The organism is Paraflavitalea soli (assembly GCF_003555545.1).
Lineage (GTDB): Bacteria > Bacteroidota > Bacteroidia > Chitinophagales > Chitinophagaceae > Paraflavitalea > Paraflavitalea soli.
The window spans coordinates 7100194-7126952 of record NZ_CP032157.1 but is presented as its reverse complement, the minus strand read 5'-3'; the positions used below and the strand labels follow the sequence as shown (position 1 = coordinate 7126952).

Sequence of the window (26759 nt, the reverse complement as noted above, 5' to 3'; positions counted from 1 at the left end):
CTGTATTACGATGCTTGTTTTTGCCTGTTTGTCAGCTATAGCACAAGACCGTGCTGCCTGGCAGGACAGCCTTCAGAAGGCATTACCCGCGCATGTAGCCGACACAGCCAAAGTGAATCTCCAGAACAAACTGGCTGCCAGTTATATTCAGACTAACCTGGATAGTATGTTCAGCATGGCCCGGCAGGCCAAATCGCTGGCAGCGCAGTTGAAATATGCCAGGGGCATTGCAGACGCTACTGTTCAGATAGCTATTGCCAATCGCAATAAAGGCAATTACACTACGGCATTGGAAGAGTTTCACCAGGCAATCAGCAGCTATGAACAATTAAAAGCTACCATCCCCCAGGCGGGCGCCCACCTCCATATGGCCCAGGTGTACAAGGATATGTCGGGATCCAGCCTCACCAAAGAATACCTGGACAAAAGCATTCTCTACAGCCGGCAATCTTATAATTTATACCAATCTGTACCCGACACGGCCGGCATGGTCAATGCCCTGAATATGCTGGGCATTCTTTACCGCGATATTGGCAAATTAAAGGGTACTGAACATTATTATGATACCGCCTGGGGCGCCTATGACCAGGCCCTGCAGTTGATCAGTGTTTCCGGCAAGGGAACAGAACATGCCGGTAAGTTGTACAATAATATGAGCCAGGTGTACCTGGAATACAGGAAAGACTATCCCAAAGCACTGGAATACCTTTTCAAGGCAGTGGAGTATAATAAAAGCCGGCACAACCTTGCCAGCCTTTCCTTCAACTATGGCAATATTTCCAATGCCTATGTAAAGATGCATAATGCTGGACAGGCATTATTGTATGCCCGCAAAATGCAGGAATCGGCTATACAGTTGAACCGGCCGGAACGTTTGGTAAATGCTTACAGGCAATTGCATGAATCGTTCAAGGCAGGTGGTAAACCCGATTCGGCCTTGTTCTATTATGTGTTGGCCGATAAGATGGATGACTCATTGAACAACGTAACCAAAACCAACCAGGTAGTAGACCTGCAAACCAAATACGAAACGGCCAAAAAGGAATCACAGATACAAATGCTTCAGCTGGAAAGCAATGCCAACAACCGGCGTATTACCTTCCTGGTGATCGGTGTGATCGTCTTTGCGGGCCTGGCCGCCTGTATGATATGGCTGTACCGCCGGGTAAAAAAACAACGCCAGCAGATAGCCATCCAGTCGAAAAACCTGGAAATGATGATGAAGGAGCTGCATCACCGGGTAAAGAACAACCTGCAGATCGTGAGCAGCCTGCTGAGCCTGCAAACCTATAAAGTACAGGATGAGGGCGCCGTATCGGTATTGCGGGAAAGCCAGCAGCGTGTACAGGCTATGAGCTTTATTCACCAGCGGCTCTATAAGAAAGAAGAGCTTACAGCGGTAAACATGAAAGAATACCTGACCGACCTGGCCGAATCGCTCCTGTCGTCCTATGGCTTTGACCGGGATGGTTTTGACCTGCAAATAAAAATAGACCGGGAAATGATGGACATTGATAAGGCGCTGCCCATCGGGCTTATCATAAATGAAATGATCACCAATTCCCTGAAATATGCCTACCGGGATATTCAACACCCCTCCTTATTGATCCGTGTTACAGAAGACAGCCACCATATGATCTTTGTGATCAAAGACAATGGCATTGGCATCAACGAGGAGGCCTGGAAGCAAAAAGGCAACTCCTTTGGCAAGCAGTTGATCGGCGCTTTGTGCAAACAAATGCGGGCAAAACAAACATTAGTGATCAATGAGGGGACAGAGTTTACCATTACGATACCCCGGCAGGCGGCATAACCACCCGAAAAGGGTGCTAAAAAATGTAATTACATGGCAACTGACAAGATAAGTGTACTGATCGTAGAAGATGAATCCATTGTAGCAATGGACCTTGCCGCCGGGCTGGAAAATGACGGCTACGAGGTAGCCGGTATCGCAGACAATGCCACAGAAGCCAAAGAATTATTTAGCCAACATAAGGTAGATATCCTGTTGATGGATGTAAACATTATCGGCGACAAAGATGGTATCGACACCGCCATCGAACTGTTGCAACAAAGGACTGTGCCTGTCATTTTCCTGACGGCTTTCACCGATCCTGTAACGGTAGGCCGGGTAAAAAACATTCAGGCAGCTGCTTTTCTTACCAAACCCTATAACGTAACCAATGTGCGGATTGCCATTGAGCTGGCTATTAATAATTTTGCGATGGCCCGCCGCCAGGAGTCTGCCGGTAAAGTGATCCCCCTGGAAAAAAATGCAGAACGCCCGGTACCCGACACAGCCGATAAGGAAACAGTGCTCCAGATGAATGATTACATTTTTGTGAAGAACAATTATGTATTTGTAAAGATCAAACTGCCCGACCTGCTCTACATCGAAGCCGACAACAATTACGTCAACGTCATTACCCAGGAAAAGAAATTCGTACTACGTTTATCCCTTAGCCAGTTATTGGAGAAGATCAATTTTAAACCCCTGGTGCGCATACACCGGTCCTACGCTGTTAACATCAACGCCATTCAATCCTTTAATGACCAGGAAGTGCAGATCAATAAGATCGAATTGCCCATTGGCCGTAACTATAAAGAAGAGTTTCTGAAAAATTTCGACTTCAGGTAAGGAATTGTTTCTCGTTGTGGGTTGCTGGTTTCGGGTTGCTGCCGCATATTGGGTTGCGTACCAAACCCTGGCACCTTTAATCTTTTAAGTTTAATCAGCAGCCTCCACTCAAAGAACGCGAAACCCCAAACCCTAAACACGGAACTGTTTACACCCTAACTTCTTCATTTCACATACATAGTATTGTCATTCACCCCAGTTGATGACAACATTGTAAGTCGTCCTGTATTTTAGCAGTTCGGGATCTAGTCAATCCTAACAGGGTGGTTTCCTTACAGGTATTACCCTTAGACCCAGGTCGGGGCAATATCTATTACATTAAGCAGGACGGCAGCAGTGCCCCCTGCTTTTGTAGTTTTAATAATCATATTCCCGCCGGAACATGTTCATGCGCACCGCCAGGGTAAATAAAGAGGTATTGCGGTCGGGTACTACATCTGAAGACAAGCGACGGATAAGTACGGAAGCATCGAGAAACAGGTTTTCCTTCACTTCATAGCTGGCCAGCAACTGGGCATTGATGCCGGTAGATTTAGGTCCATTGGGCAGGTTGTAACCATAGTCGCCATTCCGCGTAGTATTGACCATAAAGATATTGCTACCCACATTGCTATTGGCTGTATCCGTACCCTGCTGCCAGAGTATCACCCGCGCAGAGGTGGTCCATTTAGGATGGGGCTGGTACCGTACAATACCAATAGCTTCTATAAAATTGGCGCCCAGCGGGTGCGCCAGGGGCTGGTTGTAATGGGTATAGTTGGCCAAAGAATCATAGTGTGAATAGCTGAACGGACGAAGAAAGTTTACCTCACCCTGCAGGTCGAGGTTCTTCGCTCCAAAGGCATCAATGTATTTGGCGCCGGCCTGTAAGCCAAACTTATTGGCCCACCATCCCTTGCCATCCCGTACTTCCTTCAGCTTAAACTCATCCATCATGAACTGGCCGTAAAACTGGAATCGTTTGGCCACATTGGCTTTTATATCGAGACCAATAATGGCATTATCAGCGCTGCCAGCCTGTTGTTCGGAAGCTCTGAGAAAAATAATGGGATTGAGGTAGGTAAAGTCGAAATGGTTCCTCCGGCCAAAGGTCACCGCCTCAAATATGCCTATATTCAACCACCGTGTCATTTGCATGCTCAGGTGGTGGATGGCAGTATACTTGCGGTCCAGCAATTTGTTACCTGCATTGATATTGATGGTTTGCGGCACCAGTTCCATGAAGAGGTTCATGTAATCCAGTTTCCAGATACGGGTGTTGATCTTCAGGAACAGGTAACTATTGCCAAAATCACTTAGGAATAAGCTCCGGTAGCCATTACCAATGAAGTTCTTATCATAGCCAAACTGGAAGTCGAGGTATTTGGCCGCCGTGAAGTTGATCGAGCCCCGGGCATCGATATAATCCGTGGCCGTAGTCTTAAAATCCTTATAAAAGCCAACGCCGGGCACGGCATCATTGGCAATGATGCGCTGTTGAACAAACAATGGGCCTCTTTCCTGGTTATCGGTGAAATAAGCCGAAAAACCCAGGCGCTTGGCGATCATCCCCCGCAGGGCAACACCCTTGGTATTTAAAAATATCCTTTCATCGGTATTATCACTTTCTATGGACTGCTGTTGTTGAATAACCGGGTTGACCGCCAGGAAGAAATCTTTTTCATTTACCTCCAGGAAATTGGCCTTGGTCTTATAGAAGGTATTCCAGAGGGGCCTTTTACTGGCAAAACCCGAGGTATCAGCCGTTGCCCATTCTGAATTATTCATAAACAGGCTCTTCAGGTTATATTGGTCCACGACAGAAAGGAGGTTGCCACCTGCCTTTTGCACAGAATCGGCATATTCCCCTGCCCTTACAGCTATGCGGCGGCTGAGGGGTTTGAGGGTGGAAACATTCAGGTCGGTATTGTTCTGCAATTTGATTTCCAACCGGTCCAATAGCACCTGGTGCTTATTGCCCTGGGGCAGGTAAGAAGACTGGGCCAGTGAAACAGCAGGAAACAATAAAACGGACAGCCGGAGAATGGATTTTGCGATAAATTGCATGTTCGATTGTTTAAAATAGGTACTAGCAGAGCCGTGCTTATAAAAGCAATTCACGGAACTATAAATTAGCAAAAAACATACTATTCAGAATTCAAGATATGCAAAATTACCTGATTAAGAATATAACGGTGGTCAACGAGGGCAAGTCTGTAGTCAATGATGTGCTCATAAAAGATGGGCGTATTGAAAAGATCGGCCCCTCTATTCAGCCCGGCATTGCTGTTGTAGAAATAAACGGCGAGGGAAAACATTTATTACCCGGGGCCATTGATGACCAGGTTCATTTCCGGGAACCCGGCCTTACCCATAAGGCCAGTATTTATACAGAATCCAAAGCAGCAGTGGCCGGCGGCGTTACCTCCTTTATGGAAATGCCCAACACTGTACCCCCCGTATTTACACAGCAGCTGCTGGAGGATAAGTACAAGATTGGTGCCAGCACTGCACTGGCCAACTACTCCTTTTTTATGGGAACCAGCAATGATAACATCGATGAGGTGCTGAGAACAAATGACCGGAAAAAAGATATCTGTGGGGTAAAAATATTCATGGGCTCCTCTACCGGAGGGCTGCTGGTAGACAATTACCTCACACTGGATAAGATATTTGGCGGCAGCGAAGTACTGATCGCTACCCACTGCGAGGATGAAAAGATCATCAAAGCCAACCTGGAACGTATCAAAAAGGAAAAAGGGACGCTGGAAGCGGCAGACCATCCACTTATCCGCGACGAAAATGGCTGCTTTGAATCTTCCTTAACCGCTATCCAGTTTGCCAAAAAGCACAATAGCCGTCTGCACATACTCCATATCAGCACAGAAAAGGAATTGCAGCTGTTCTCCAATATGGTGCCCCTCGACCAAAAGAATATTACGGCAGAAGTATGTGTGCACCATTTGCATTTTACCAGCGATGATTACGCTACCTTGGGCAACCGCATAAAATGTAATCCGGCCATCAAAGCCCCTCACAACCGCACAGCCCTGTGGCAGGCCTTACTCGACGACCGGCTGGATGTAATTGCCACCGATCATGCGCCCCATACCCTGGAAGAAAAAGGATATGAACGCGCCGCAGATGGCAGTTTGCAACTGACGTCTGGCAACGGGGGCTACGAAAAATCCCATGCCGGCTTACCCCTGGTACAGCATTCCCTATTGCTGATGCTGCATTATGTGCAACAAGGCGCCATTTCCCTGGAAAAAGTAGTAGAAAAAATGAGTCATGCCGTGGCTACCTGCTTTCAGATTGCCGACAGGGGATTCATACGGGAAGGTTACCGGGCCGATCTGGTGATCGTAGACCTGCAGAAGCCTTATACCATTACCCCCGGAAATATCCTCTATAAATGCGGCTGGAGCCCGCTGGAGGGCTTTACCTTTCCGGCTACCGTAACTAATACTTTTGTAAATGGCCATATGGTTTATGGAAATGGGGTATGGGATGAATCTCAAAAGGGACAACGATTATCTTTTGAGCGATAATTATTATTAACTTATCCCAGCACTATGGAATTAGACATCACCACCTACAACGACCTTTCCATTTTTCAGCATGAAGAAGAATTCTCCATTTTTCATAAGCTAAACTTTACCCGTACGGTAGAAGGACGTGAGTGGCTGTTAAAATTCTTCCATAATCCATTTAGCGACCTGCGCCAGATAAAGGAAACGCAGCACATCATCCGCACCATTTACAACAACATCAATGACTGGCCACTCACCATTACCAATGGTACCGTGATGGTCATTGAGCGGTTTTACGACAGCAACATCGACTACATGGGTGCGGCCAATTTTGTCAATGCGCTCAGCTATAGGGTACTTCATGCGGCCGACTTTTCACTGGTCAGGTATTCCCTGTCGCACTTTGCCGATTTTGTACGGGGCATGCACCAGCTGATCGAGTTGTTTGAAAATAATGATGCCCCTGTATTGATCCGCTCTTACCTGCACCGGGCCAAAGACCTGCTGAACAGAAAGGAGATACAGGACCTGCGCCAGTTACCCGCAGGCGCCAAGTTCAGCCTTACACAGACCATCTACTATGGCGCCTATGTAAGGGATCACTTTAAAGCGCCGCTTTTTGAGTTGATCAATATCTACGGCCGCTTTGATGCCTGGTATTCCATGGCAGTGGCCATGCAACGTTTCCAGCTTAGTTTCCCGGAATTCATCGTACAGGACCAGCCATTGATCGACGCCAAACAATTATACCATATCCTCTTGCCTACCCCCGTGCCGTATGATGTGCAGATGAGCAAGGAAAGCAACTTCGTTTTTCTCACAGGGGCCAATATGGCGGGCAAAAGCACCTTTATCAAGGCTGTGGGCACCTCCGTATTCCTGGCCCACCTGGGCATGGGCGTACCAGCTGCCGCCATGCGCTTAACCACCTTTGATGGCCTGCTGAGTAATATCAATGTGGTAGACAATATTGTAAAGGGGGAAAGCTATTTCTTCAATGAAGTACAACGCATCCGCAATACCATTGTAAAGATCAATGACGGGCGCAAATGGCTGGTGCTGATTGATGAACTATTCAAAGGCACCAATGTACAGGATGCCATGAAATGTTCTTACACCGTTATCCAGGGATTGATCAAAATAAAGTCTGCCCTCTTTATCCTGTCAACCCACTTGTATGAGATAGGGGAAGACCTCAGGAAATATTCCAATATCTCCTTCCGCTTTTTTGAAACGACGGTAAATGGAGACCAACTGCATTTCAGTTACCAGTTGAAGGAAGGCATCAGCAATGACAGGCTGGGCTACCTGATCCTGAAGCGGGAAAAAGTAGTGGAGCTGCTGGAACGATTGTAACCGCTCTTCCATATCCCGGGGCCTTTTACTGGTTTTGCCCTATCTTCATCAGCAAATCCCCCGGCATGAAGAAAATTGTCTTCCTGGTACTCTTACTTTCTGTGATCAAACATTCCATCGGTCAACAACCCGGTGCTGTGATAGATGTACAGCACTATCGTTTTGCACTCACACTGAATGATGACAACAATAACATTCAGGGAAAGGCTACCATTGAAGTTTTATTGCTTAAAGATACCCGCCAGCTCACCTTTGAACTGGTATCCAAACGCAATGACGGGAAAGGCATGACGGTGCTGCAGGTAACAGAAAAGGATAAACCCGTCACTTTTCAGCAATCGGCCGATTCGCTCCATATTGACCTTCCCGCCAAAGCAGGAGAAAAAAGAGAGATAGAGATCACCTATGAAGGTATCCCTGCCGACGGCCTGGTGATCGACAAGAATAAATACAAGCACCGTGGGTTCTTTGCCGACAACTGGCCCAACCGTGCACGCAACTGGCTTCCCTGCATAGATCACCCGGCGGATAAAGCGCCGGTCGATTTCCTGGTTACGGCCCCCAACCATTACCAGGTAGTAGCCAATGGTGTGCAGGTAGAAGAGACCTCGCTGGCCAATAACCTCAAGCTCACCCATTATAAAGAAACTACGCCCCTTCCCATGAAAGTGATGGTGATCGGGGTAGCCGATTTTGCAGTACAGTATGCCGGAGATGTACAATGTATTCCCGTGTACAGTTGGGTATACCCGGAGAATAAGGACAAGGGCTTTTATGATTACGCACAGGCTACAGAGATACTCCCTTTCTTTATCAAAAATGTAGGCCCTTATGGCTATAAGAAACTGGCGAATGTACAATCGAAGACCATGTTTGGCGGATTGGAGAATGCAGGCGCTATCTTTTATTCCGAGAATTCAGTAACAGGTACCCGTAAATCAGAATCCCTGCTCACCCACGAGATAGCCCATCAGTGGTTTGGTGATATGGCTACAGAAACAGAGTGGGCACATATCTGGTTAAGCGAAGGATTTGCCACCTATATGACCATCCTTTACTTTGAGCATAAGTACGGACAGGATACAGCCCGGAAAATGTTGCTGGAGGACCGCAGCCAGGTAATTGGCTACACCAAACGATCAAAGAAGCCAATAGTAGATTCTTCTGTTAAAGATTATATGGCTTTGCTCAATCCCAACTCCTACCAGAAAGGCGGCTGGGTATTACATATGTTACGCAATCAACTGGGTGATTCTATTTTCTGGAAAGGCATCCGTTCCTATTATGCAGCCTATAGTGGTAAAAATGCTTCTACCGACGACCTGCGTAAGCGCATGGAAGAAGTTTCAGGTCAGCACCTGCGGCAGTTTTTCCTGCAATGGCTGTATACCGCAGGCCATCCCGTATTGGATATCACCTGGCTATACGATAAGGATAAAAAGGGTGTATCACTCACCATCAACCAACAACAGGATATACCTTTTGAGTTTCAGTTGGAATTATCTTTTTATGGGCAAGACCGTAGCTTCCTCTTCAATAAAACAGTAGCTGTAAAATCTAAGCAAACCACGCTGGTGGTACCCGTTACCAAACCGGTGGAAAAAGTAGTGGCCGACCCGGCTACCAAACTACTATTTGAAGGATCTGTAAAAGGTTTATAGGTCTGTCCGAACAGATTCCTGGTCTCTCAAGCTGATGGCTGACCGATGTATTATATATTTTATTTATCTTTCTGCTCCAACCAGTAAGATAAATAGCCAATATCCATGCTTGTAAAGACCTTTGGAAGTGCCGTATACGGTGTTGAAGCCATTACTATAACTATTGAAGTCAATGAAATGAGCGGGGCCGACTATTATATAGTAGGCCTGCCCGACAGCGCTGTTAAAGAAAGCCTGCAGCGGGTAGAGAGCGCCCTTAAAACCAACAATTATTTCATGCCCCGGCGCAAACTGGTGGTGAACCTGGCGCCGGCAGATATTAAAAAGACCGGATCAGCTTTTGATCTCGCGATAGCAGTAGGGACCCTGGCAGCTTCAGAGCAATTACTTAATCCCGAAAAATTAAAAGACTATGTGATCATGGGTGAGTTGAATCTTGATGGTACTATCCAACCCATCAAAGGCGCCCTGCCTATTGCCATTACCACCCGGAAGGAAGGCTTCAAAGGCCTGATATTGCCCAAACAAAATTCCAGGGAAGCGGCCATTGTCAATAACCTGGCTGTATATGGCGTTAGCCATATCAATGAGGTGATCCAATTTTTCAGGGAAGAGGAATCCTTACAGCCGGTAACTGTAGATACCAGAGATGAGTTTCTGACTGCACAGCATCATTTTGATTTTGACTTTGCAGAAGTGAAAGGTCAGGAAAACATCAAGCGGGCATTGGAAATAGCCGCTGCCGGCGGGCATAATGCCATACTGGTAGGTCCGCCGGGTGCAGGCAAAACCATGCTGGCAAAAAGGTTGCCTACGATATTACCGCCTCTTTCATTACAGGAAGCGCTGGAAACTACCAAGATCCATTCAGTGGCCGGGAAACTGCCCGATAATTCTATGTTAATAGCCAGGCGCCCTTTTCGTTCTCCACACCATACAGTGAGTGATGTAGCCCTGGTAGGAGGTGGAGGGACGCCGCAGCCGGGAGAAATATCACTGGCACATAATGGAGTATTATTCCTGGATGAGCTGCCGGAATTCAAAAGAACAGTATTGGAAGTAATGCGCCAGCCTATAGAAGAACGGCGGGTGACTATTTCCCGGTCGAAGATGGTTGTTGACTTTCCGGCCAGCTTTATTTTGATAGCAGCGATGAACCCATGCTTATGTGGATTTTATAACCATCCAACCAAGGCTTGCAGCTGTCCGCCGGGCCATGTACAAAAGTATTTGAGTAAAATATCCGGGCCTTTATTGGACAGGATCGATTTGCATGTAGAAGTTACGCCGGTTTCTTTCTCAGAACTTAGCACGCAAAAAAGTGGGGAAACCTCTTCTGTTATCAGGGAGCGTGTTATCAGGGCCAGGGAAATACAGGCAGTCCGTTATGCTGCCTATCCCTCTATTTATTGCAATGCACAAATGACCAGCAAGCAGCTCAAACAAATATGTACTATAAACACAGTAGGACAGCATTTGCTCAAAACAGCCATGGAGAAGCTCAATCTTTCAGCCCGGGCTTATGATCGTATACTTAAAGTAAGCCGTACCATCGCCGATCTTTCAGACAGCGATGCCATTAAGCCTGAGCATATTGCCGAAGCCATTCAATACAGGAGCTTAGACAGGGATAACTGGGGAAAATAAGTACCAATAAGGCCTTGGTAAACAACCGGATCAGTTTAAGCTTCTAAAAGAAGCAGTCCACCTTTTGGGTGTAGTTTCTTCTTCGTTCTGCAAGTCACCAGGGAAGAATTTAGAGAAGATCATTTTGAAGGTTTGTCCAGCAGTCTTACGTACAATCCTCATATCCAGCCAGAAATTAGCATTGCGGATATAAAAGGCGTCAAACTGGTAACGATGAAAAATGCTTTCAAAGTTCTTGGTAGGACCACGGTAACCTTTTACCTGTGCCAGGCCCGTAATACCTGGTTTAACTGTATTTCTGAACTTATAGTTATGAACAACAGACGAAAAGGTATTGCAATCGGAATGCATATGTGGCCTGGGGCCTACAATGCTCATTTGCCCCATGAGGACATTGAAGAACTGGGGAAACTCATCCAGGTTGGATTTACGCAGGAAATTTCCAACACGGGTGATACGCTTATCATTTTCCGTAGCTTGCTTTACATTAGCCTGGTCATTCACCACCATGGTCCTGAATTTCAGGCATTTAAAGCTTTTTCCCCAACGGCCTACCCTGCGTTGGATAAAGAATACAGGCCCTGAAGTGTCGAGCTTTATGAGCAATGCTATAATTGGGAATAACCAGCTTAAGAGGAAAACTATAATGAGGGAAGAGAGTACAATATCAAACAATCTCTTGAAGAAGAAGTAGTTACGCTTCTCAATAAGATAGGTTCTTAAGGCGGTAGAATCAATAGGTATTCCAGCTCTTTTTTCAAAGGTCTGGACTTTGGAAAAGGTCGTTATCATCATCGTTAATAGTACTTTTCCTTCCCAGAGGGAAGGCCATTCAATAATAATTTGTTTCTACTTACGCCTTTCTGGGTGCAAAGAAAGCAAATTTTACCAATACTCAATATCAATCAGCATTCAAATTTGTTAAAATTCTGACCCTCTGATCGAATAACCATTAATGTTCATGTTACCTGACATTGAGCGAGAAATAAACGTTGCTTACCCTTATTTATTTTTCAGCCCCTTGGCCATTGATCAAATATTCTTATTTACTGGATGTTGAAGGCTAAACAAAGACATTTCTCTACATTCGCGTCTTCAAATTCTTGATTCTAAACCTTAAAATGCAAAACTTATACCAACCAGCAGTATCTGTCCGTCCAATTCTATTTAACAGATATTTATCATTCGGGTTCATTCCATTTCATTTTCAAAGCTTCCGCAGTTTATAGTCAAACGTCATTCCAATAATTATGAAAGTAGGTATTCTTGGTACAAGAGGGGTTCCCAATGCATACGGAGGGTTTGAGCAATTTGCCCAATATTTATCATACGGACTGGCTGAAAAAGGCCATGAAGTATTTGTTTATAACTCCAGCGAACACCCCTACCAGGAAAAGCAATGGGGCAAGGTCAATATCATTCACTGCAAAGACTGGGAAGGTAAGATAGGCACTGCAGGTCAGTTTATCTACGATTATAACTGCATCCGTGATGCCCGGAAAAGGAACTTTGACATTCTCCTGCAATTAGGATATACCAGCAACTCCATCTGGCATTGGCTTTGGCCTAAACAAAGCATTAACATAGTTAATATGGATGGGCTCGAATGGAAGCGAAGTAAGTATAACAAGCCAACACAACATTTCCTGCAAAGGGCAGAGCATTGGGCAGCCCAACATGCCGATCTGTTGATCGCTGATTCTGTTGGTATACAGGACTACCTAACAGCCAAATACCAAAAGTCTTCTGTATTTATTCCCTATGGCGCTGAGATCCCTGGCAGCTACTCCCCTTCAGTCATTGAACAATACCATGTGGATGTAAATAAATATTTTCTGCTCATAGCGCGGATGGAGCCTGAGAACAACATCGAAACAATTATCAAAGGGTATCTGCTATCCAAACACTCTTACCCATTGATCGTTGTAGGCAATCCAGGTAATAAATTTGGTCAGTATCTAAAGGACAATTACGGCAACCCACAGGTAAGGTTTGCCGGCGCCATATACGATACCAATATCATCAATAACCTGCGCCATTATGCGCACCTTTACTTTCATGGACATTCGGTAGGAGGCACAAACCCATCCCTGCTGGAAGCGATGGCCTGCGAATGCAATATTGCCGCTCATGACAATACTTTTAACAAGGCTATCTTACAGAAGGACGCCCAATATTTTTCTGATCCGGAGCAAGTGGCTCATATCATTACCATTAAAACAGATCCCGGAATATTAGCTCAGCACAAACAGCGCAATGTAGAAAAGATCAAAACCAGCTATAACTGGAAGAAGATAATTGATGATTATGAGCAGGTGTTTTTCAAAGCCCTGCAAACTACTGCCGCGCCCAGGTAATATAAAGTTCTTGTAATACTCCCCTTTTAAAAAGTACATGAATACAATCAATCCCAGACCAACACTCATGAACCAGAAAGGGCTGCTGATAGCATCCTTCCTGGTTGTAATCATTATTCATCATATAACTTATGGGCTGGGTACCCTGGTACCTACGAATATAAGTTGGCTAATGACCGCCATGCATGATTGGGGAACGCATTATCTCGGCTGGGCCTTTTACAAGGATGAGCCCTGGGGATTTCCCCTGGGCAACATCTCGCGTTATTATTACCCATTAGGGACTAATGTGGGTTTTACCGATTCCATCCCTTTGTTTGCGATCTTCTTCAAGTTATTCAAGTCAATACTGCCTTCCGATTTCCAATACTTTGGCTTGTGGCTTTTTACCTGCTACTTGCTTACAGCTTATTTTACTATACGGCTTTTGCAGCTATTTAAGCTACACCCGTATATCATATTTATTGGTGTTATATTTTTAACAGCCAACCCAGTCCTTGTCTACCGCGGTCTTCATCCGGCATTGTGCGCTCATTGGCTGATCATCGCTTCTTTGTACCTCTATTTCTCCAACCCCCAGTCCACCAACCCACGCCAGCTGCTTAAGTACCAGCTTATACTGTTATTACTGGCCGCTTCCATCAATCCCTACCTCTGGTTTATGGTATTGGGGTTTAATATTGCATTGCCCTTAAAACTTGCTTTCTTTGACAAGGTCCTAAAAAAGCGATCTTTCTACCTATATGCGGCTGCTTCTATTACAGCCACTATCTTTTGCTGGTACCTGATCGGCATGGTTACCTTTTCCCATCAGGAAGACTTTGCAGTGCAGGGCGCTTATGGCCTGTATAGTTTAAACTTAAATTCTTTATATAACGCAACCGGTTTTTCTACCCTCCTGCCTGCCTTTAAACAAGTAAGCTGGCACCAGTATGAAGGATTTATGTACCTTGGGGCAGGTATAATGCTTTTATTACCCATTGCACTGATCTATCTGGTACCACGCGTTACAAAAAAAAGCGACCAGCCATTAAAGAACAGGTTTTTTCTGCGCTCAACCAATACAAAGCTGTTGCCTTTGCTACTGCTTGTATTGATTATCAGCATCTTTTCAATTACCCATATTGTTTCCTTTAATGATAAGGTCCTTTTCAAGATACCCATACCCGATAAATTAGCTAAACTGGGAGAAGTATTTCGTGCAAGCGCCAGGTGCTTTTGGTTGCCCTACTACCTCATCCTGTTTACAGTTATTATTACATTGGCTAAGACTACCTGGTCCTTATTGATCAGGGTAGTGGTGTTAATGCTAGCATTGGGACTGCAATTGTATGATACCAAATTTCTTTTAACCTATAGGAATCTATCCTATGGATCATACAAAACGCCGCTTGATGATGAGACCTGGGGCGCTCTTTTTGACCAGTTTGATAAAATAGAGTTTTATCCTCCTTTTGCATCACATCAGCTCACCCCGATGGACTATCAATACTTTTGTTACCTCGCTGTAAAAAAGAAGAAGCCGATCAATATCGGTTATGTTGCGAGAGCCAACAATACATCCATGGAACGGTATAGGGATACCCTCACTTCAAGGCTGGAAGAAGGAAAACTGGATCCAAAGACCTTATACATATCCACATCGCCGCACCTCAAGCACTTTGTATTGGCCGTGCAGACCGGCGCCTGCCAGGTAAGCACGTTAAATAACTACTTCTATTTCTATTCAAGAAAAGGACAAACCCCAAAAACATCTCTTTTGAGCGGGCAATTGACTGTTGAGAATAAGGCAAAGCTTGACTCTGTAATGCAAATAATGACCAAAAGAGTAGTCTTTACGAAGGTTATAAAACCCTCATTTGAAAACGCCCCAAAAAGTATTACCTATTACGTTACAAGGGCCAATAACGGCTCCCAATATCTGTCAACAGATGGCTGGGCATTTATTGAAGCCACCAATAACAACAAGGGAGATTCCACTTTTATTGCGCTCTCATCAGATACCAGCTTTTATACATCGCCCGCTAACATTATCCAACGGCCGGATGTGACAAGCCATTTTAAGAAAGAGGATCTGAGCGATGCGGGCTTTGAGTCATTATCCTTTTTTGATAACATACCTGCAGGGAAATATGAGATGGGACTTATGATCAAAAATAAAGCCGGCAAGTATTATTATCAACCCGTTGAAAAAACGATCAGTGTTGGTACGGCTGATCAGTCTATACCGGCAAACCAAAAATGAACACATGAAAATTGGGATAGACGCGAAATGGTATTTTAATGGTCCGGTAAGCACCAGGACAGTATTGCAGAACCTGCTTCGGGCTGCCTTTGAGCTTTATCCTGAACATGAATGGGTTATTTTCCTTGATGAAAAGGATAAGGACAGGGAATTTCCGTTCACACAGAAAAACATAACTGTTCAATATGTATGGGCAGGTATTAACCAACTATCCAATGTATTTGTATTGCCCCGCCATATGCGGAAGCAGCAAGTAGAGGTGATGGTATTCCAAACCTACCCTTCCTTTAGAACTTCCATCCCTTCCATCGCATTCATCCATGATGTATTATTCCGGGATTTCCCACAATTCTTTTCCGGGAAAGAAAGATTGTACTTTTGGCCCTTATCCTGGCTTGCCCCCAAAGCCGACCGGCTGATCGCAACTACCTTATACGTGAAAAGCACCTTGCTAAAATATAAATACACGAAAAGAGCAGACAATATCGACATTGTTCCTTTAGGTGTAGACGAAAGATATAAACCACTTGAGCAGCATGATCCAATACAGGTAGCCAATATTCAAAAGCAGTTGGGGCTGCCGGATAGTTATATTCTATATGTAGGCCGGTTAAATGTCAGGAAAAACATAGAGAACCTCCTTCGGGCCCTCAACCTGCTGAAGGACCAACAGATACCCCTTGTGATTGTGGGTAAAGAAGATTCGAAAGCGCCTGATCTGGTTCAATTACTTGCTGACCGGCAACTGAAAGAAAGGATCGTATTTACGGGGGGCATTTCGGATGAGGCATTACAGGTGGTTTATGCAAAAGCAAAGCTATTCTGCTTTCCTTCTTTTGCAGAAGGCTTCGGCCTTCCTCCGCTTGAGGCATTGGCATCCGGTACCCCGGTTGTAGTATCAAACAGTACTTCATTACCGGAAGTCTGTGGAGATGCCGCTCTGTATATTGACCCTTCTGACCCCAAAAGTATTGCATCGGCCATCAACGCTTTATTGGATGATCCTGTCTTATACGCCCAAAAAAGGCAATCCGGCATCATTCGTGCAAAAGAATTTCAATGGAAGGAAAGTGCTCAACAATTTATGAACAGCATCCTTAAAGCTACTCAAAGAAATTAACATATATGAACACTTCATGCCCACTGTGCGGAGAGCAAAAGCATACCATACTTTATAACCAGATAGTCCCTGCCTATGATGCAGACCTTGTTTCCTGCGACCGTTGCGATCACTACTATACCTTTATAAAGAAAGAGGTCAATACGGACGAACTTTATAGCGATGAAGTGTACAAGGTGGTTGAGAACAAGAACTCCATTTTTGATAAGATCCTAAGCTTTGAGTACAAAAGGGTTATAAAAAATATAAACAAATTAAAACCCACCAAAGGCAGCCTTCTTGATTTCGGAAGCGGAAAGGGTAAGTTTGGAAGCCTTGCCAAAGAAGACGGATGGATGGTAAAATGCATTGAGACCTCTACCGACCGGGCCGAATATGCCAGGAAGAATTATCAACTGGATGTTTTCTCCGGATTCTACTCTACAGGGAATGTATTCAATATGAACTTTGATGTTTTAACCCTTTTTCATGTACTTGAACATCTTTCTGTACCCACTCCGCTGCTGCAGGAATTAATAAAAGGTAATCTAAAAGAAGATGCTCTTTTCATCCTCGAAGTTCCCAATTTTAAAAGCTGGCAGTCAGGTATAGCAAAACGAAACTGGATGCATCTGGATATCCCCCGCCATGTAAATCACTTTACGCCTGCGCGCCTGGAATCATTTGCAAGGGAGCTCAACTTTATACCGGTAAAAAAAAGCTTCCTGTCCTTTCACCTGGGTATTTTAGGCATGTTGGATAGTTTACTAAAACTATTCGGTTATCGCCGTAACCTCATTTTTGAACTGAAGAATAAAAGAACCTTTTCTTTGCTATTAAAGATACTGGTACTATTGCCGGTAGCTATCATTCTCGAACTGGTGGCAACAGCATTTGGTAAGGGGGGAATTATAAGATTATACCTGAAGAAGGCCTAAGTTAGCTTTGCCGGATGCCTTGTTTATTTATAATGCCTTTTGATCCTGGCCAAATGATAAGGGAAAACAAGGACATCTTTTAGTTTGATGCGTGAATCCCCTTTCTCGATCCATTCATTCAAAGGCATTTCGAATAAATGGTCAATACGGTTATTCCTGCATTGCTTTGCCCTGACAACCAGCTCTACATCAAAAAGCCATTTTGATAGTAAGGGTTCGGCAAAGATCTTCGTTGCCAACTCCCTTTTAATAAGTTTTGCACCACACTGGCTGTCATATATGGGGATCTCAAACAGCAAAGATATGGAAGTAGCAAAGATACGACCCAGTACGTGGCGTGATCCCTTCCGGGAGATGTTTGCTCCCAATCGCTTAATCCTTGAGGCGAGCACCATTTCAACGCCTTCCCGGCTATTTAGCGTTTCATACAAGCGCAGGATCTCTTCTATGGGCGTTGCCAGATCAGCATCAAGATAGGATACAAAATCTACGGAAGTAGTATTTAACACGTGCAATACGCCGGAACGGACTGCTTCGGCTTTCCCTTGATTTTTTTGATTATCGACTACTTCTATTGAGCCAGGGTACTGCTGTTGCAAATCCTTCAGCATATCCGCAGTCTTGTCAGAGCTTCCATCATTTACAAAGCAAAATAAGATTTCCGGGTTCAATTTAATAAACCCCAGGAATACCTCTTTTGGCAAACGATTAAACTCATTATAACAAGGAACTACTATCGAGATCTTCGGCATATTACGTAATTTGATAACCCGGGCAAGCTTAATCCCAGCTTTTTGAGACCGTTGGTGATAGTGAAATCTGTCAGCAATACATTCTTGATCAGATCCGTCTTGGTCTTGCTTCCCTTCCATTCTACCAATCCGGTTGCTTTCCCCATGGCACTCTGCGGATTTCCTTCTTTTAATTTTTGAATAACCCGTGGGACCAGTAATGAGGAGAAGAAATAGCCTGTTTGCAGGGGCTCCCATCCTCCGCGGCGTACATGATCTTTCAGCATAGCCGTGTGATACCGCCGGTAATGTCCAAGAAAAATGTCATGTGTACAGAAAAGCTTCTGAAAGGCAGGAACAGTAATAAACAACAACGTGTTGTCATCAACAAATGGCTGCTTGGCTACCATTTGCAAAAAGTCTATATCGTGTTCAATATGCTCAATCACATCCATCAGAAATAACTGCGTCGCCTTTCCTTTGAACTGAACATTCAGATCATCCAACGTTCTATAGACCTGTATAGGCTTATCATTAAATTCTTCCTTAAACCCCGCAATCTGTTCATCTGTAAACTCAATATCTACAGCAAAAAACGAGGATTGCGGATATCTTTTGTACAACTCTTTCGTAAAAAAGACATCCCCACAGCCAATGTCAATAAAGGTATTGTTACCGCTAAGGTATTTCCGCAACAGCTTACAAGCCACTTCGAATCTTGCCCACTCCCAGGGATGCCTGTTTATTTGGGAAACCTCTTTAAGCTCTCTCAGATCCATAAGCGGTATTTCATTGTTAAATCAGGCCTAGCACCATAGGTCTTACATAGGCAGATCCAGACTGGTGAAAAGGGGCCATAAACACATTAATAAAATGATAATTTGAATAGCTCGCCACAATAATACACCACATTACCATAATACAAAAAACTTACTGCCTATTTCTTATTCGAAAAGCTCAGGTTTCATACTGAATATGACCTTAAGTAAACCTTTCTGGCCATTCTGGCGATTCCTTAGTATTTTGCAGCAATTGATAATAGCAAATTCCAATCATTCATTATGAGCAATTCTCTCCGGAATTTTATAAAGCGCAAATACAAAAAGTTTTATCAAAAATTCCATTACGATACATTTAAGGTACTCCAAAATCAAGGGAGATTGCTGGCAGCACAAAACAGCACAAAACACGATATTCAATCATTGGAAGAAGTGGAATTTCAGGTCTTTTCCCAACGAGGAGAGGATGGCATTCTTCAATACATCATTAGCAAAATAGATATCCCCTATAAGATCTTCATTGAATTCGGCGTGGAAGATTACACCGAATCGAATACCAGGTATTTGCTGATCAACAATAACTGGTCGGGGATGGTAATTGATGGTTCGGATCAAAATATCAAATTCATAAAAGACGATTTTATTTACTGGAAGTATGATCTCACAGCTGTCCATAGTTTTATCACGAAAGAAAATATCAATTCGCTGATCAGCAACTATACCAATTGCAAGGACATCGGCCTATTGAGTGTGGATATCGATGGAAATGATTATTGGGTTTGGGAGACAATTGACGTGATCCAACCAAGGATCGTGGTATGTGAATACAACTCAACATTCGGGGCCACCCAAAAAGTCTCTACTCCTTATAAAGCTGACTTTACAAGATCGGGCGCCCATTACTCCGATCTATATTTTGGCGCTTCCCTTGCTGCTTTTTGCCATCTGGCCGAAAAGAAAGGATATGATTTTATCGGTACTGCAGGCTATGGGGTGAATGCCTTTTTTGTCCGTAAGGACCTTTCAGCCCCCTTCAGGAAATACCAGGCTGAAGAAGAATTCCGTGTATCAGCCGGGCGGGATTCAAGAGATGAAAAAAGGAATCTCTCCTTCCTTCGCCATGAACAAAGATTAGCTGTAATAAAAGACCTGCCCGTGGTTGATGTAACGACCGGAAATACCGATACGATCAGGAACATTTATCATATTTAAGAACGTTCGTTGGAGAGAGCATCCTGGGAGGGCACCTGCTTAGGTGCTGGTTTAATAGAAAAGTTTCTAACAACATTAAACTGTGGGAATGAATTGGTAAAGGCCAGGATCCAAATAACGTACTCTGCAATATTGGTCACGAAACTGCCAGTAAACTGATACAGGAAAACAAAACTGAATAATAACAACCTGTAATAGTTTGTCCAGACCCTGGTAAAGCAAAACAGGGCCAGTTCCGCCAATATCCGGATGCTCACCCCTATCCAACCCAAAATAGCCAGGGTTTCTGCAGTTGCATTGGGTATGGAGATCACGTTATAATCCGGCGGGTATCCATAATAACCCCTGATGATATCTTCTCCGATCATCTTAACTTGTCCAAACCCTATTCCCCAGCATTCATTCTTTAATGCGAGCAGTCTCTTGGCAAGTATAAACGCATCGGTAGTTCTTCCCTGTCCTGAAAGGTCCTGACCAGCTAAAATATTTTCGATCCGGGAGAAAAGCGCATTACCGGGAAAAAAAAGAGTTAATACGACCAACAAGGCTGCCAGCCCGGTCATAGAATATATAGCCAGGGTAATTACCCTTCTTTTCCTGGCAAGGGAGCCCAAATAAAGAGAGAAAATAATAAATACAGCAAATACCATGGCACCGATCACCCCCATTGAAAAAGAAAGGATATAGGGCAATGCCAGCATCAACATCAACAGCCAGGTATTGATCCTATTTTGCCTGAATATTATTTGCAGAAAAAAGAAGAAAAATACAGGCACAAATAAAGTGGCATAGTAGGATGCCTCGTAGGTGAACATCCTTAACCTGCGGAAATTATCAACTCCCTCGGTCAAAAACTGCTCTATCCAAAAAAGCCCATAATAGGATGTTTTATAAAAGGGTATCGCAATAAGACAGAGAATAAAATTGACGATCAATATGGAGCGGAATATTTGCTCAAGGTTCTTTTGGATCTTCAGGAATGTATATACAGTTTGGCAAAATATATACACCATCGTGATATTCAACAGAGAGATGATATAGGTCTTGGGGTCTGCTCCTGTACTTATGTGCAATAATACAAATGGCGACAAGAGCAAGAAGAATGGCAATAAGATCTCCCGCCTGCGTACAGTAAGTACCCACCAATAAAACAAAGGGCTCAATATGGCGGTATAAGTAAGTCCGGCCGGCAATCCAACAGAGTTCAGGAAGAAATAGATAAACGCAAAGAAGGTGTATTTATTTAACTTCATTACTTTGGTTGTTTAATGAATGCCATCACCCCTTTATAGACCCCTTTAGCCCGTTCTCTTTGACCAGCTACCAACCTCCTTAGGTAACGCAATGAGGCAAAGAAAACAGCTATCCATACCTTATTACTTTTATATTTGGATAGGAACATCAGTCCGTTCCTTGAATAATAATAATCCGCTAAAAATCCCCGTCCTATAGTAGTGCTTACTTTATCGTAACAAATGGCATCCAGGCATACCTCCATCCTGCACCCCGCATTGCCGGCCCGGTAACACCAGTCGGCTTCTTCCCAATATAAAAAATATTCCTCTGGCAATAGCCCTATCCTGCTTAACAGGTCAGCATGGATAAATAAAGCCCCTCCCGATATAAACTCCAGTTGGGGGATCATTTCTTTTTTTTCTATAAGTGTTACGGTAGCAGAATTATAATTGATCCTGCCGCCTCCAAAATAATAAACCTTATCCGGCTCTGAATGGTACTTTATGACAACTCCCGTTACTGTTTCTTTAGGCCGTGGCTGCGCAAAATCAACAAGTGCTGCAAGGGCACCCTCTGCCACAACCATATCCGGGTTGACCAACCAAACATAAGCATCCTGTCCTTTCAAGCGATTAAGTACAACATTGTTGCCTGCCGCAAACCCATTATTACTGTCGTTCTGGACAAACACCAGTTTTGATAAGCTCTCTGCATTGACGGATTGGAATGCAGTGCGCTCAAAATACTGGTATTCCGACAATGCCGATCTATCCACCCATTCCATTAAATGCTGCAGGGAGTTATTTCCCGAATTATTATCGACAACAATTACGGAATAGTTATTATAAGTTGAACGGAAGATCGCTCCAAGACATTCCACAACATCCTGCCACTTTTTATAATTCAGCACTACGATAAAGACCTTCAACATTTCTTACCTTTTTTTAGCAATAAACAGGTACTGAACCGTAAGCAGGTTCTCAAATAGCCCAAGGGTAAGCTTGTTTATTAATCTGGTCCTTTTCCCTTCTTTTACTACTTTAAGTTTAAAATTGGGGCTACAGTATATCGGAGATAATGTATCCGTACTTAATAACTGGTGGATGTTCTTCTTACAAAAGAACCTGAGGTGTGTTCTATCCATAATCCCTCCCTGCGGCTGATAACCAAAGTCTCCTTTGAACACTATTTTCGACAGTGTTTTCCATTCCCTGATATTGGGCATACTAACCAGTAGTATCCCGTCCTTCTTTAAATGTTTCGATATCTTTTCTACCGCAGCCCATGGGTCCACCAGGTGCTCCAATACATCAGCGCATATGATCACATCAAAATAAGATTCCGGAGCTTCTATGTTCTCCTGCTCAATATTTGCAATCTGAAACTTATCAATGGAAGGATGGCGTTGGTTAGAGTTGGCTATTGCCATCAACTCGACACCCATCACTTCACTGGCCATCTTTTTCTCCTTGATATATACCAGCGTATTTCCGGCAGCCGCACCTACCTCCAATATCTTCTGACCTGGATCTGCAGGAAGTAAACTAATTACATCCATTCTCAGGTTGGCAAAATAATCCTGATCTTTTGTATTGTAACCTATTGTACTCATATAGATTTTGGCTTGATAAAATCTCCTAAATCATTTTTAAAAAGTGCTATATTAAGTCCCACCGTAATGAAAACTTCTGTAATGATAATACTGATTGTTGTACCCACAGCTTCCCATCTATTTACCAACAAAACGTTGGCGACGATATTGAGCACTGTGCCCAGGGACAGGATCAATAAATAGCTTCGCTTCTTATTAAAAGCCAGTAGTATCTGATAAGCAGGAATATTTAAGCACACTATGGCGGGCACAAAAGCCAGGATCCGGAACAACAATACAGAAATGGCCGAATGATCGCCCAGCATGAAATGGATGATCCGGGGAGCAAAGATGAAACAGGTGCAGCAACCGGCTATCGTTAACAATAAAAAGGGCAAATAAATATCCTTAAAGAAAGACCTCGTTTGCTTTTTCCCATCATGCACCAACTGGCATATGCGCGGATAAATGGCTTGCGAAAAAATGCCCAATATTTGCCTAACCCCAAAAAATATGCGTTCGGCTATGCTATAATACCCAACGATCAGGTCATTGGTAAATAACCTCAATATAAAAACATTCATATACATGTAGGTACTGATCGAAAGGTTGGAGGCCATAATTTGCCAACCATCCTTCAGTTCAAAGATCAGATCACTCCATAACGGGCGAACAAATCTTAATTTATACATGCGAATAGCCAGGTATATACTAAACAGACCAGCAATTACATTTCCTATGCCCAAAAAGAAAAGAAAAAAAATATGATCGTCCTTTTGCCTGATAAAGATAAATACGAGGGCTACAAAGATGGCCCGGGATATCAGGGTTGCAATGGTTATATATTGCATCTTCTCTACCCCTTGAAAAAACCATCCTACAGTGGCAGATTGCCCCCAAACGTAGGTAAAACCTAATAAATACAAGAGTTTTAAAGCCGGGCTGGCAGGTACCACAAAGCCCAACAACAATAACAGGAGAAACAAGAAAAGCGTAATGAGCATCTTGGAGCCAAGAACAGTGAAGAACAACCTGGAAATTGTATCCGGCTCTTCTTTATGCCGTACAATTCTTCGGGTAGCGGTCAGATTGAACCCATAATCAGTGATCGTACCTAAATAGACCATCGCTACCTGCGCAACAGAGACTATACCAAAGCTATCAGCTCCTATTTTGCGTATCAAATACGGCATAATAATAATAGGAATTAGAAAGTTCGTACCCTGGATAACACTTAAGGCTGCAAAATTAGAGAATATTTTCCTCCTGCTGTTAATGGCCATAAAGTGGCGAAGATACTGAGAAGACCAGATATATGATATCCTAATGATTTCATAAAGGCCGAAAAGGAAGGACCAGCCTTCATATCCTGCCGGGAAAGGTATTCCTATAGATATTTTTAAGTATATTGCGCCAGCTGGCAAAGGATAGCTTTTTGCCTCTCTAAACCTCCCTACCAATAACCCGAATCTTAAAAATATCTACGGATATATGGAAGAAAGATCAAAGAATGTAAGCACGGATGACATAGATTTAATAGCCTTACTGGTTAGTATTATTCGCTTCCTGAAAAGTTATCGGTTGATCCTGTTGGGTGTAACATTGGCGGGAGTTTTAGCAGGTTTTTTTACTTACCTGACCATCCCCAAATATTATACTTCCAAGGCAATTCTTCAGCCTTCCATTCTTACTAAACAAGAGTTTTTCCAGATTGTAGATAACTGGGCAGATCTTAAGCGCACCAATAACTATGCAGAGCTGGCCCAAAGGTTTAATTGTGACCCCAGCTTATTTAAAAAGATCGGATCTATTACTACCCAGGAAATACCAAAAACAAACTTACAGGCCAAGGGATTTATAGTTAGCGCCAGCATTTTAGATACAACGGTTATACCTACATTACAAAAGGCCATTTTAAGCGGATTCGAAAACAACGAATACATAAAGGAACAACTCGCCGACCAGCGAAATCACCTGAAGCAGCTTATAGAAAAGATAAATATTGAAACACAGAAGCTGGAAAACTTAAAGCTGGCCAATCTTGATTCAAGCCTTCGCAGCAATACCACTTCCAGATCATTTATACTGGACATTTCCAGGATCAACAGTGAGATCGTGACCCTCCTGGAGAAAAAGGTAAAGTATGAAACTGACTTAAAATTTGCCAATGCTGTTCAGGTCTTACAAAATTTCTCTAAGCCTGAGAAACCTGATCAGCCCAAACTGAGATCACTAATGATCCTTGGGTTTATTTGTGGTGCATTCATAGGCTTTTCGATCGCCGCTTATAAACAATTCATGAAAAAGTATTCCCATTATTTCTAACCGGCTCAACATCTAATTGATTTTCAACAGGTTTAATACTCATCAATTTGCCAAAGACGCTATCATTGGAGACTAAAAAGGATGTTATATTTTATGTATCCTTATTTATCCAGGTATCCTATATTGCTTCCCTTGCAAGCGTCATCTTTTCACTAAGGGCTGTAAGTAGTATCGCTTTGCCAGGCATCTTAGCGGGCTCTGTTGTATACAATAAAATAGAAACGGGCTCCCTGTTCAATAAACGTTTGATAAATCCCATTCTTGCCGGTTGCTTATTATTCTACCTGATGCAGTTCACCGGACTTCTCTACACCAATAATACAGAAGAAGGATGGAGACATATTGGGCTTAAAATTGCAATACTGGCAACACCGGTCGCCCTATGCAGCAGCAATTACCTGAATGCTTATTCCTACAAAAAAATAATGCATCCATACATTTACCTGCTTATTGTGTGTATGCTGTATTGTCTTTTTGTGGCCACCGTAAACTATTACAGGAATAATGCAGGTGTTTCAGCCTTTCTTTACCATCAACTTGTAAGTCCCGTTCTATTCCATGCCATCCACTTCTCTATTCTCACTTTTGCAGGGCTCACCTACGTGCTGGAAACTTTCAGGAAGAAAAATTACTTTATTAATTATGTCGTTCATTCATTGATCACTCTCCTTTTTCTCACATTTATAGTATTGCTTTCCTCCAAACTGATCATCGTCTTTTCTATCGTTTACCTGCTTTTTTACATATTACGTGTAGCTTTTAAAAAGACCAACCGTAAGTTGATCTATACCTCTATTCTCCTGGGGCTGGCAGCAATAGGCATTGTATTTTTCACCCATAACCCCATCAGCCAGCGCTTTGATGAGATCGTTAGTGGTGATATTAAAGGCATACTGAAACAGGAAAAATTTAAACCCGGCGATTATTTCAATGGGCTTCAATTCAGGATACTGGAATGGCGCTTTACAGGTGAAATACTTACCGAAAACGACGCCTGGCTTACCGGCGTAGGGCCAGGTGACGCCCAGGCCTTACTTGACAAAAAATATGCTGAGACCAATATGTATGTTGGGGATCCGGCCAAAGGAGCTACCGGGTTTCTGGGATACAATACCCATAATCAATTCCTCGAATCTATTCTACAAACAGGTATTTTCGGCCTATTAGCCTTCGGATTAATAGCTTATGGTATGATCTGGATGGCCATCAAGCGAAAAAACTACCAGGTCTCGGGCATTATTACCCTTATTCTTTTGTATTCGTTCAATGAATCATTCCTGGAAACACAATATGGAATTTTCATTGCCATTTTCCTTCCACTCTTCATTTACTACGGAACTGAACCGGCCAATTCCCCCTCCACAGCAACTGCTGTTCAATAGTCGAAACCTGCCCAATCCAAATCATCCGCAATCTTATTAACTTTAACATT

Annotated in this window: 21 protein-coding genes; 13 read left to right on the top strand and 8 right to left on the bottom strand. The window is 43.5% G+C overall.

Annotation, left to right across the window (positions count from 1 at the left end; genetic code table 11):
- Window positions 1-10: 10 nt before the first annotated feature.
- Window positions 11-1813: a sensor histidine kinase gene (locus tag D3H65_RS27465; protein ID WP_119053371.1), complete on the top strand. Its 1803-nt coding sequence runs from the start codon at window positions 11-13 to the stop codon at window positions 1811-1813.
- 33 nt (window positions 1814-1846) lie between these two features.
- On the top strand, window positions 1847-2638 hold the full coding sequence (locus tag D3H65_RS27460; RefSeq protein WP_119053370.1) for a LytR/AlgR family response regulator transcription factor: 792 nt from the start codon (window positions 1847-1849) through the stop codon (window positions 2636-2638).
- A gap of 357 nt (window positions 2639-2995) precedes the next feature.
- On the opposite strand, the gene D3H65_RS27455 is transcribed toward D3H65_RS27460, so the two are convergent.
- A complete protein-coding gene (locus D3H65_RS27455) occupies window positions 2996-4684 on the bottom strand; it encodes a hypothetical protein (RefSeq protein WP_119053369.1) in 1689 nt (562 codons plus the stop codon).
- A 98-nt stretch (window positions 4685-4782) separates the two neighbouring features.
- Here D3H65_RS27455 and D3H65_RS27450 point away from each other — a divergent pair, with 98 nt between their 5' ends.
- From D3H65_RS27450 to D3H65_RS27435, 4 genes are all read left to right on the top strand, one after another.
- Complete coding sequence (locus D3H65_RS27450) at window positions 4783-6168, top strand: dihydroorotase (protein WP_119053368.1); 1386 nt, start codon at window positions 4783-4785, stop codon at window positions 6166-6168.
- 24 nt (window positions 6169-6192) lie between these two features.
- Window positions 6193-7506, top strand: a complete 1314-nt coding sequence (locus D3H65_RS27445) for a MutS-related protein (protein WP_119053367.1) — start codon at window positions 6193-6195, stop codon at window positions 7504-7506.
- A 65-nt stretch (window positions 7507-7571) separates the two neighbouring features.
- Window positions 7572-9167 carry a M1 family metallopeptidase gene (locus tag D3H65_RS27440; protein ID WP_119053366.1) on the top strand — a complete coding sequence of 532 codons (1596 nt, stop codon included), beginning with the start codon at window positions 7572-7574 and terminating at the stop codon, window positions 9165-9167.
- A 105-nt stretch (window positions 9168-9272) separates the two neighbouring features.
- Window positions 9273-10814 carry a YifB family Mg chelatase-like AAA ATPase gene (locus D3H65_RS27435; protein ID WP_119053365.1) on the top strand — a complete coding sequence of 514 codons (1542 nt, stop codon included), beginning with the start codon at window positions 9273-9275 and terminating at the stop codon, window positions 10812-10814.
- Between the two features lie 30 nt (window positions 10815-10844).
- Here D3H65_RS27435 and D3H65_RS27430 read toward each other — a convergent pair whose 3' ends face one another.
- The gene (locus D3H65_RS27430) at window positions 10845-11609 is read right to left on the bottom strand and encodes a sugar transferase (protein ID WP_119053364.1); all 765 of its coding nucleotides are present in this window, start codon (window positions 11607-11609) and stop codon (window positions 10845-10847) included.
- A gap of 455 nt (window positions 11610-12064) precedes the next feature.
- Here D3H65_RS27430 and D3H65_RS27425 point away from each other — a divergent pair, with 455 nt between their 5' ends.
- Genes D3H65_RS27425 through D3H65_RS27410 form a run of 4 tightly spaced genes read left to right on the top strand, consistent with a single transcriptional unit; the run spans window position 12065 to window position 17453 of the window.
- Window positions 12065-13171 carry a DUF1972 domain-containing protein gene (locus D3H65_RS27425; protein WP_119053363.1) on the top strand — a complete coding sequence of 369 codons (1107 nt, stop codon included), beginning with the start codon at window positions 12065-12067 and terminating at the stop codon, window positions 13169-13171.
- 37 nt (window positions 13172-13208) lie between these two features.
- A complete protein-coding gene (locus D3H65_RS27420) occupies window positions 13209-15416 on the top strand; it encodes a DUF6311 domain-containing protein (protein WP_162915842.1) in 2208 nt (735 codons plus the stop codon).
- Window positions 15417-15420: 4 nt separating this feature from the next.
- The gene (locus D3H65_RS27415; protein ID WP_162915841.1) at window positions 15421-16536 is read left to right on the top strand and encodes a glycosyltransferase family 4 protein; all 1116 of its coding nucleotides are present in this window, start codon (window positions 15421-15423) and stop codon (window positions 16534-16536) included.
- A gap of 5 nt (window positions 16537-16541) precedes the next feature.
- Window positions 16542-17453: a class I SAM-dependent methyltransferase gene (locus D3H65_RS27410; RefSeq protein WP_119053360.1), complete on the top strand. Its 912-nt coding sequence runs from the start codon at window positions 16542-16544 to the stop codon at window positions 17451-17453.
- Between the two features lie 23 nt (window positions 17454-17476).
- Here the strand turns inward: D3H65_RS27410 and D3H65_RS27405 are convergent, their stop codons facing one another.
- Window positions 17477-18205 (bottom strand): glycosyltransferase, encoded by a 729-nt coding sequence (locus D3H65_RS27405; protein ID WP_245999779.1) that lies wholly within the window; start codon window positions 18203-18205, stop codon window positions 17477-17479.
- Window positions 18187-18963, bottom strand: a complete 777-nt coding sequence (locus D3H65_RS33365; RefSeq protein ID WP_245999604.1) for a class I SAM-dependent methyltransferase — start codon at window positions 18961-18963, stop codon at window positions 18187-18189. The genes D3H65_RS27405 and D3H65_RS33365 overlap by 19 nt, the downstream gene beginning before the upstream one ends.
- A gap of 282 nt (window positions 18964-19245) precedes the next feature.
- On the opposite strand from D3H65_RS33365, the gene D3H65_RS27400 reads away from it, so the two are divergent.
- Window positions 19246-20175: a hypothetical protein gene (locus D3H65_RS27400; RefSeq protein ID WP_119053358.1), complete on the top strand. Its 930-nt coding sequence runs from the start codon at window positions 19246-19248 to the stop codon at window positions 20173-20175.
- Here D3H65_RS27400 and D3H65_RS27395 read toward each other — a convergent pair.
- From D3H65_RS27395 to D3H65_RS27380, 4 genes are read right to left on the bottom strand one after another with little or no spacing between them, the layout of a single operon-like run.
- Window positions 20172-21428 carry a hypothetical protein gene (locus D3H65_RS27395; protein WP_119053357.1) on the bottom strand — a complete coding sequence of 419 codons (1257 nt, stop codon included), beginning with the start codon at window positions 21426-21428 and terminating at the stop codon, window positions 20172-20174. The two genes, D3H65_RS27400 and D3H65_RS27395, sit on opposite strands and share 4 nt — an antisense overlap.
- On the bottom strand, window positions 21428-22342 hold the full coding sequence (locus tag D3H65_RS27390) for a glycosyltransferase family 2 protein (RefSeq protein WP_119053356.1): 915 nt from the start codon (window positions 22340-22342) through the stop codon (window positions 21428-21430). The genes D3H65_RS27395 and D3H65_RS27390 overlap by 1 nt, the downstream gene beginning before the upstream one ends.
- 3 nt (window positions 22343-22345) lie before the next feature.
- A complete protein-coding gene (locus tag D3H65_RS27385) occupies window positions 22346-23023 on the bottom strand; it encodes a class I SAM-dependent methyltransferase (protein WP_119053355.1) in 678 nt (225 codons plus the stop codon).
- Window positions 23020-24285, bottom strand: coding sequence for a flippase (locus tag D3H65_RS27380; RefSeq protein ID WP_119053354.1), 1266 nt, complete (start codon window positions 24283-24285; stop codon window positions 23020-23022). The genes D3H65_RS27385 and D3H65_RS27380 overlap by 4 nt, the downstream gene beginning before the upstream one ends.
- Window positions 24286-24493: 208 nt before the next feature.
- On the opposite strand from D3H65_RS27380, the gene D3H65_RS27375 reads away from it, so the two are divergent.
- Together D3H65_RS27375 and D3H65_RS27370 are read left to right on the top strand one after the other, a co-directional pair.
- Window positions 24494-25327 carry a hypothetical protein gene (locus D3H65_RS27375; RefSeq protein WP_119053353.1) on the top strand — a complete coding sequence of 278 codons (834 nt, stop codon included), beginning with the start codon at window positions 24494-24496 and terminating at the stop codon, window positions 25325-25327.
- Between the two features lie 47 nt (window positions 25328-25374).
- Window positions 25375-26709: an O-antigen ligase family protein gene (locus tag D3H65_RS27370; RefSeq protein ID WP_162915838.1), complete on the top strand. Its 1335-nt coding sequence runs from the start codon at window positions 25375-25377 to the stop codon at window positions 26707-26709.
- Window positions 26710-26759 lie beyond the last annotated feature (50 nt).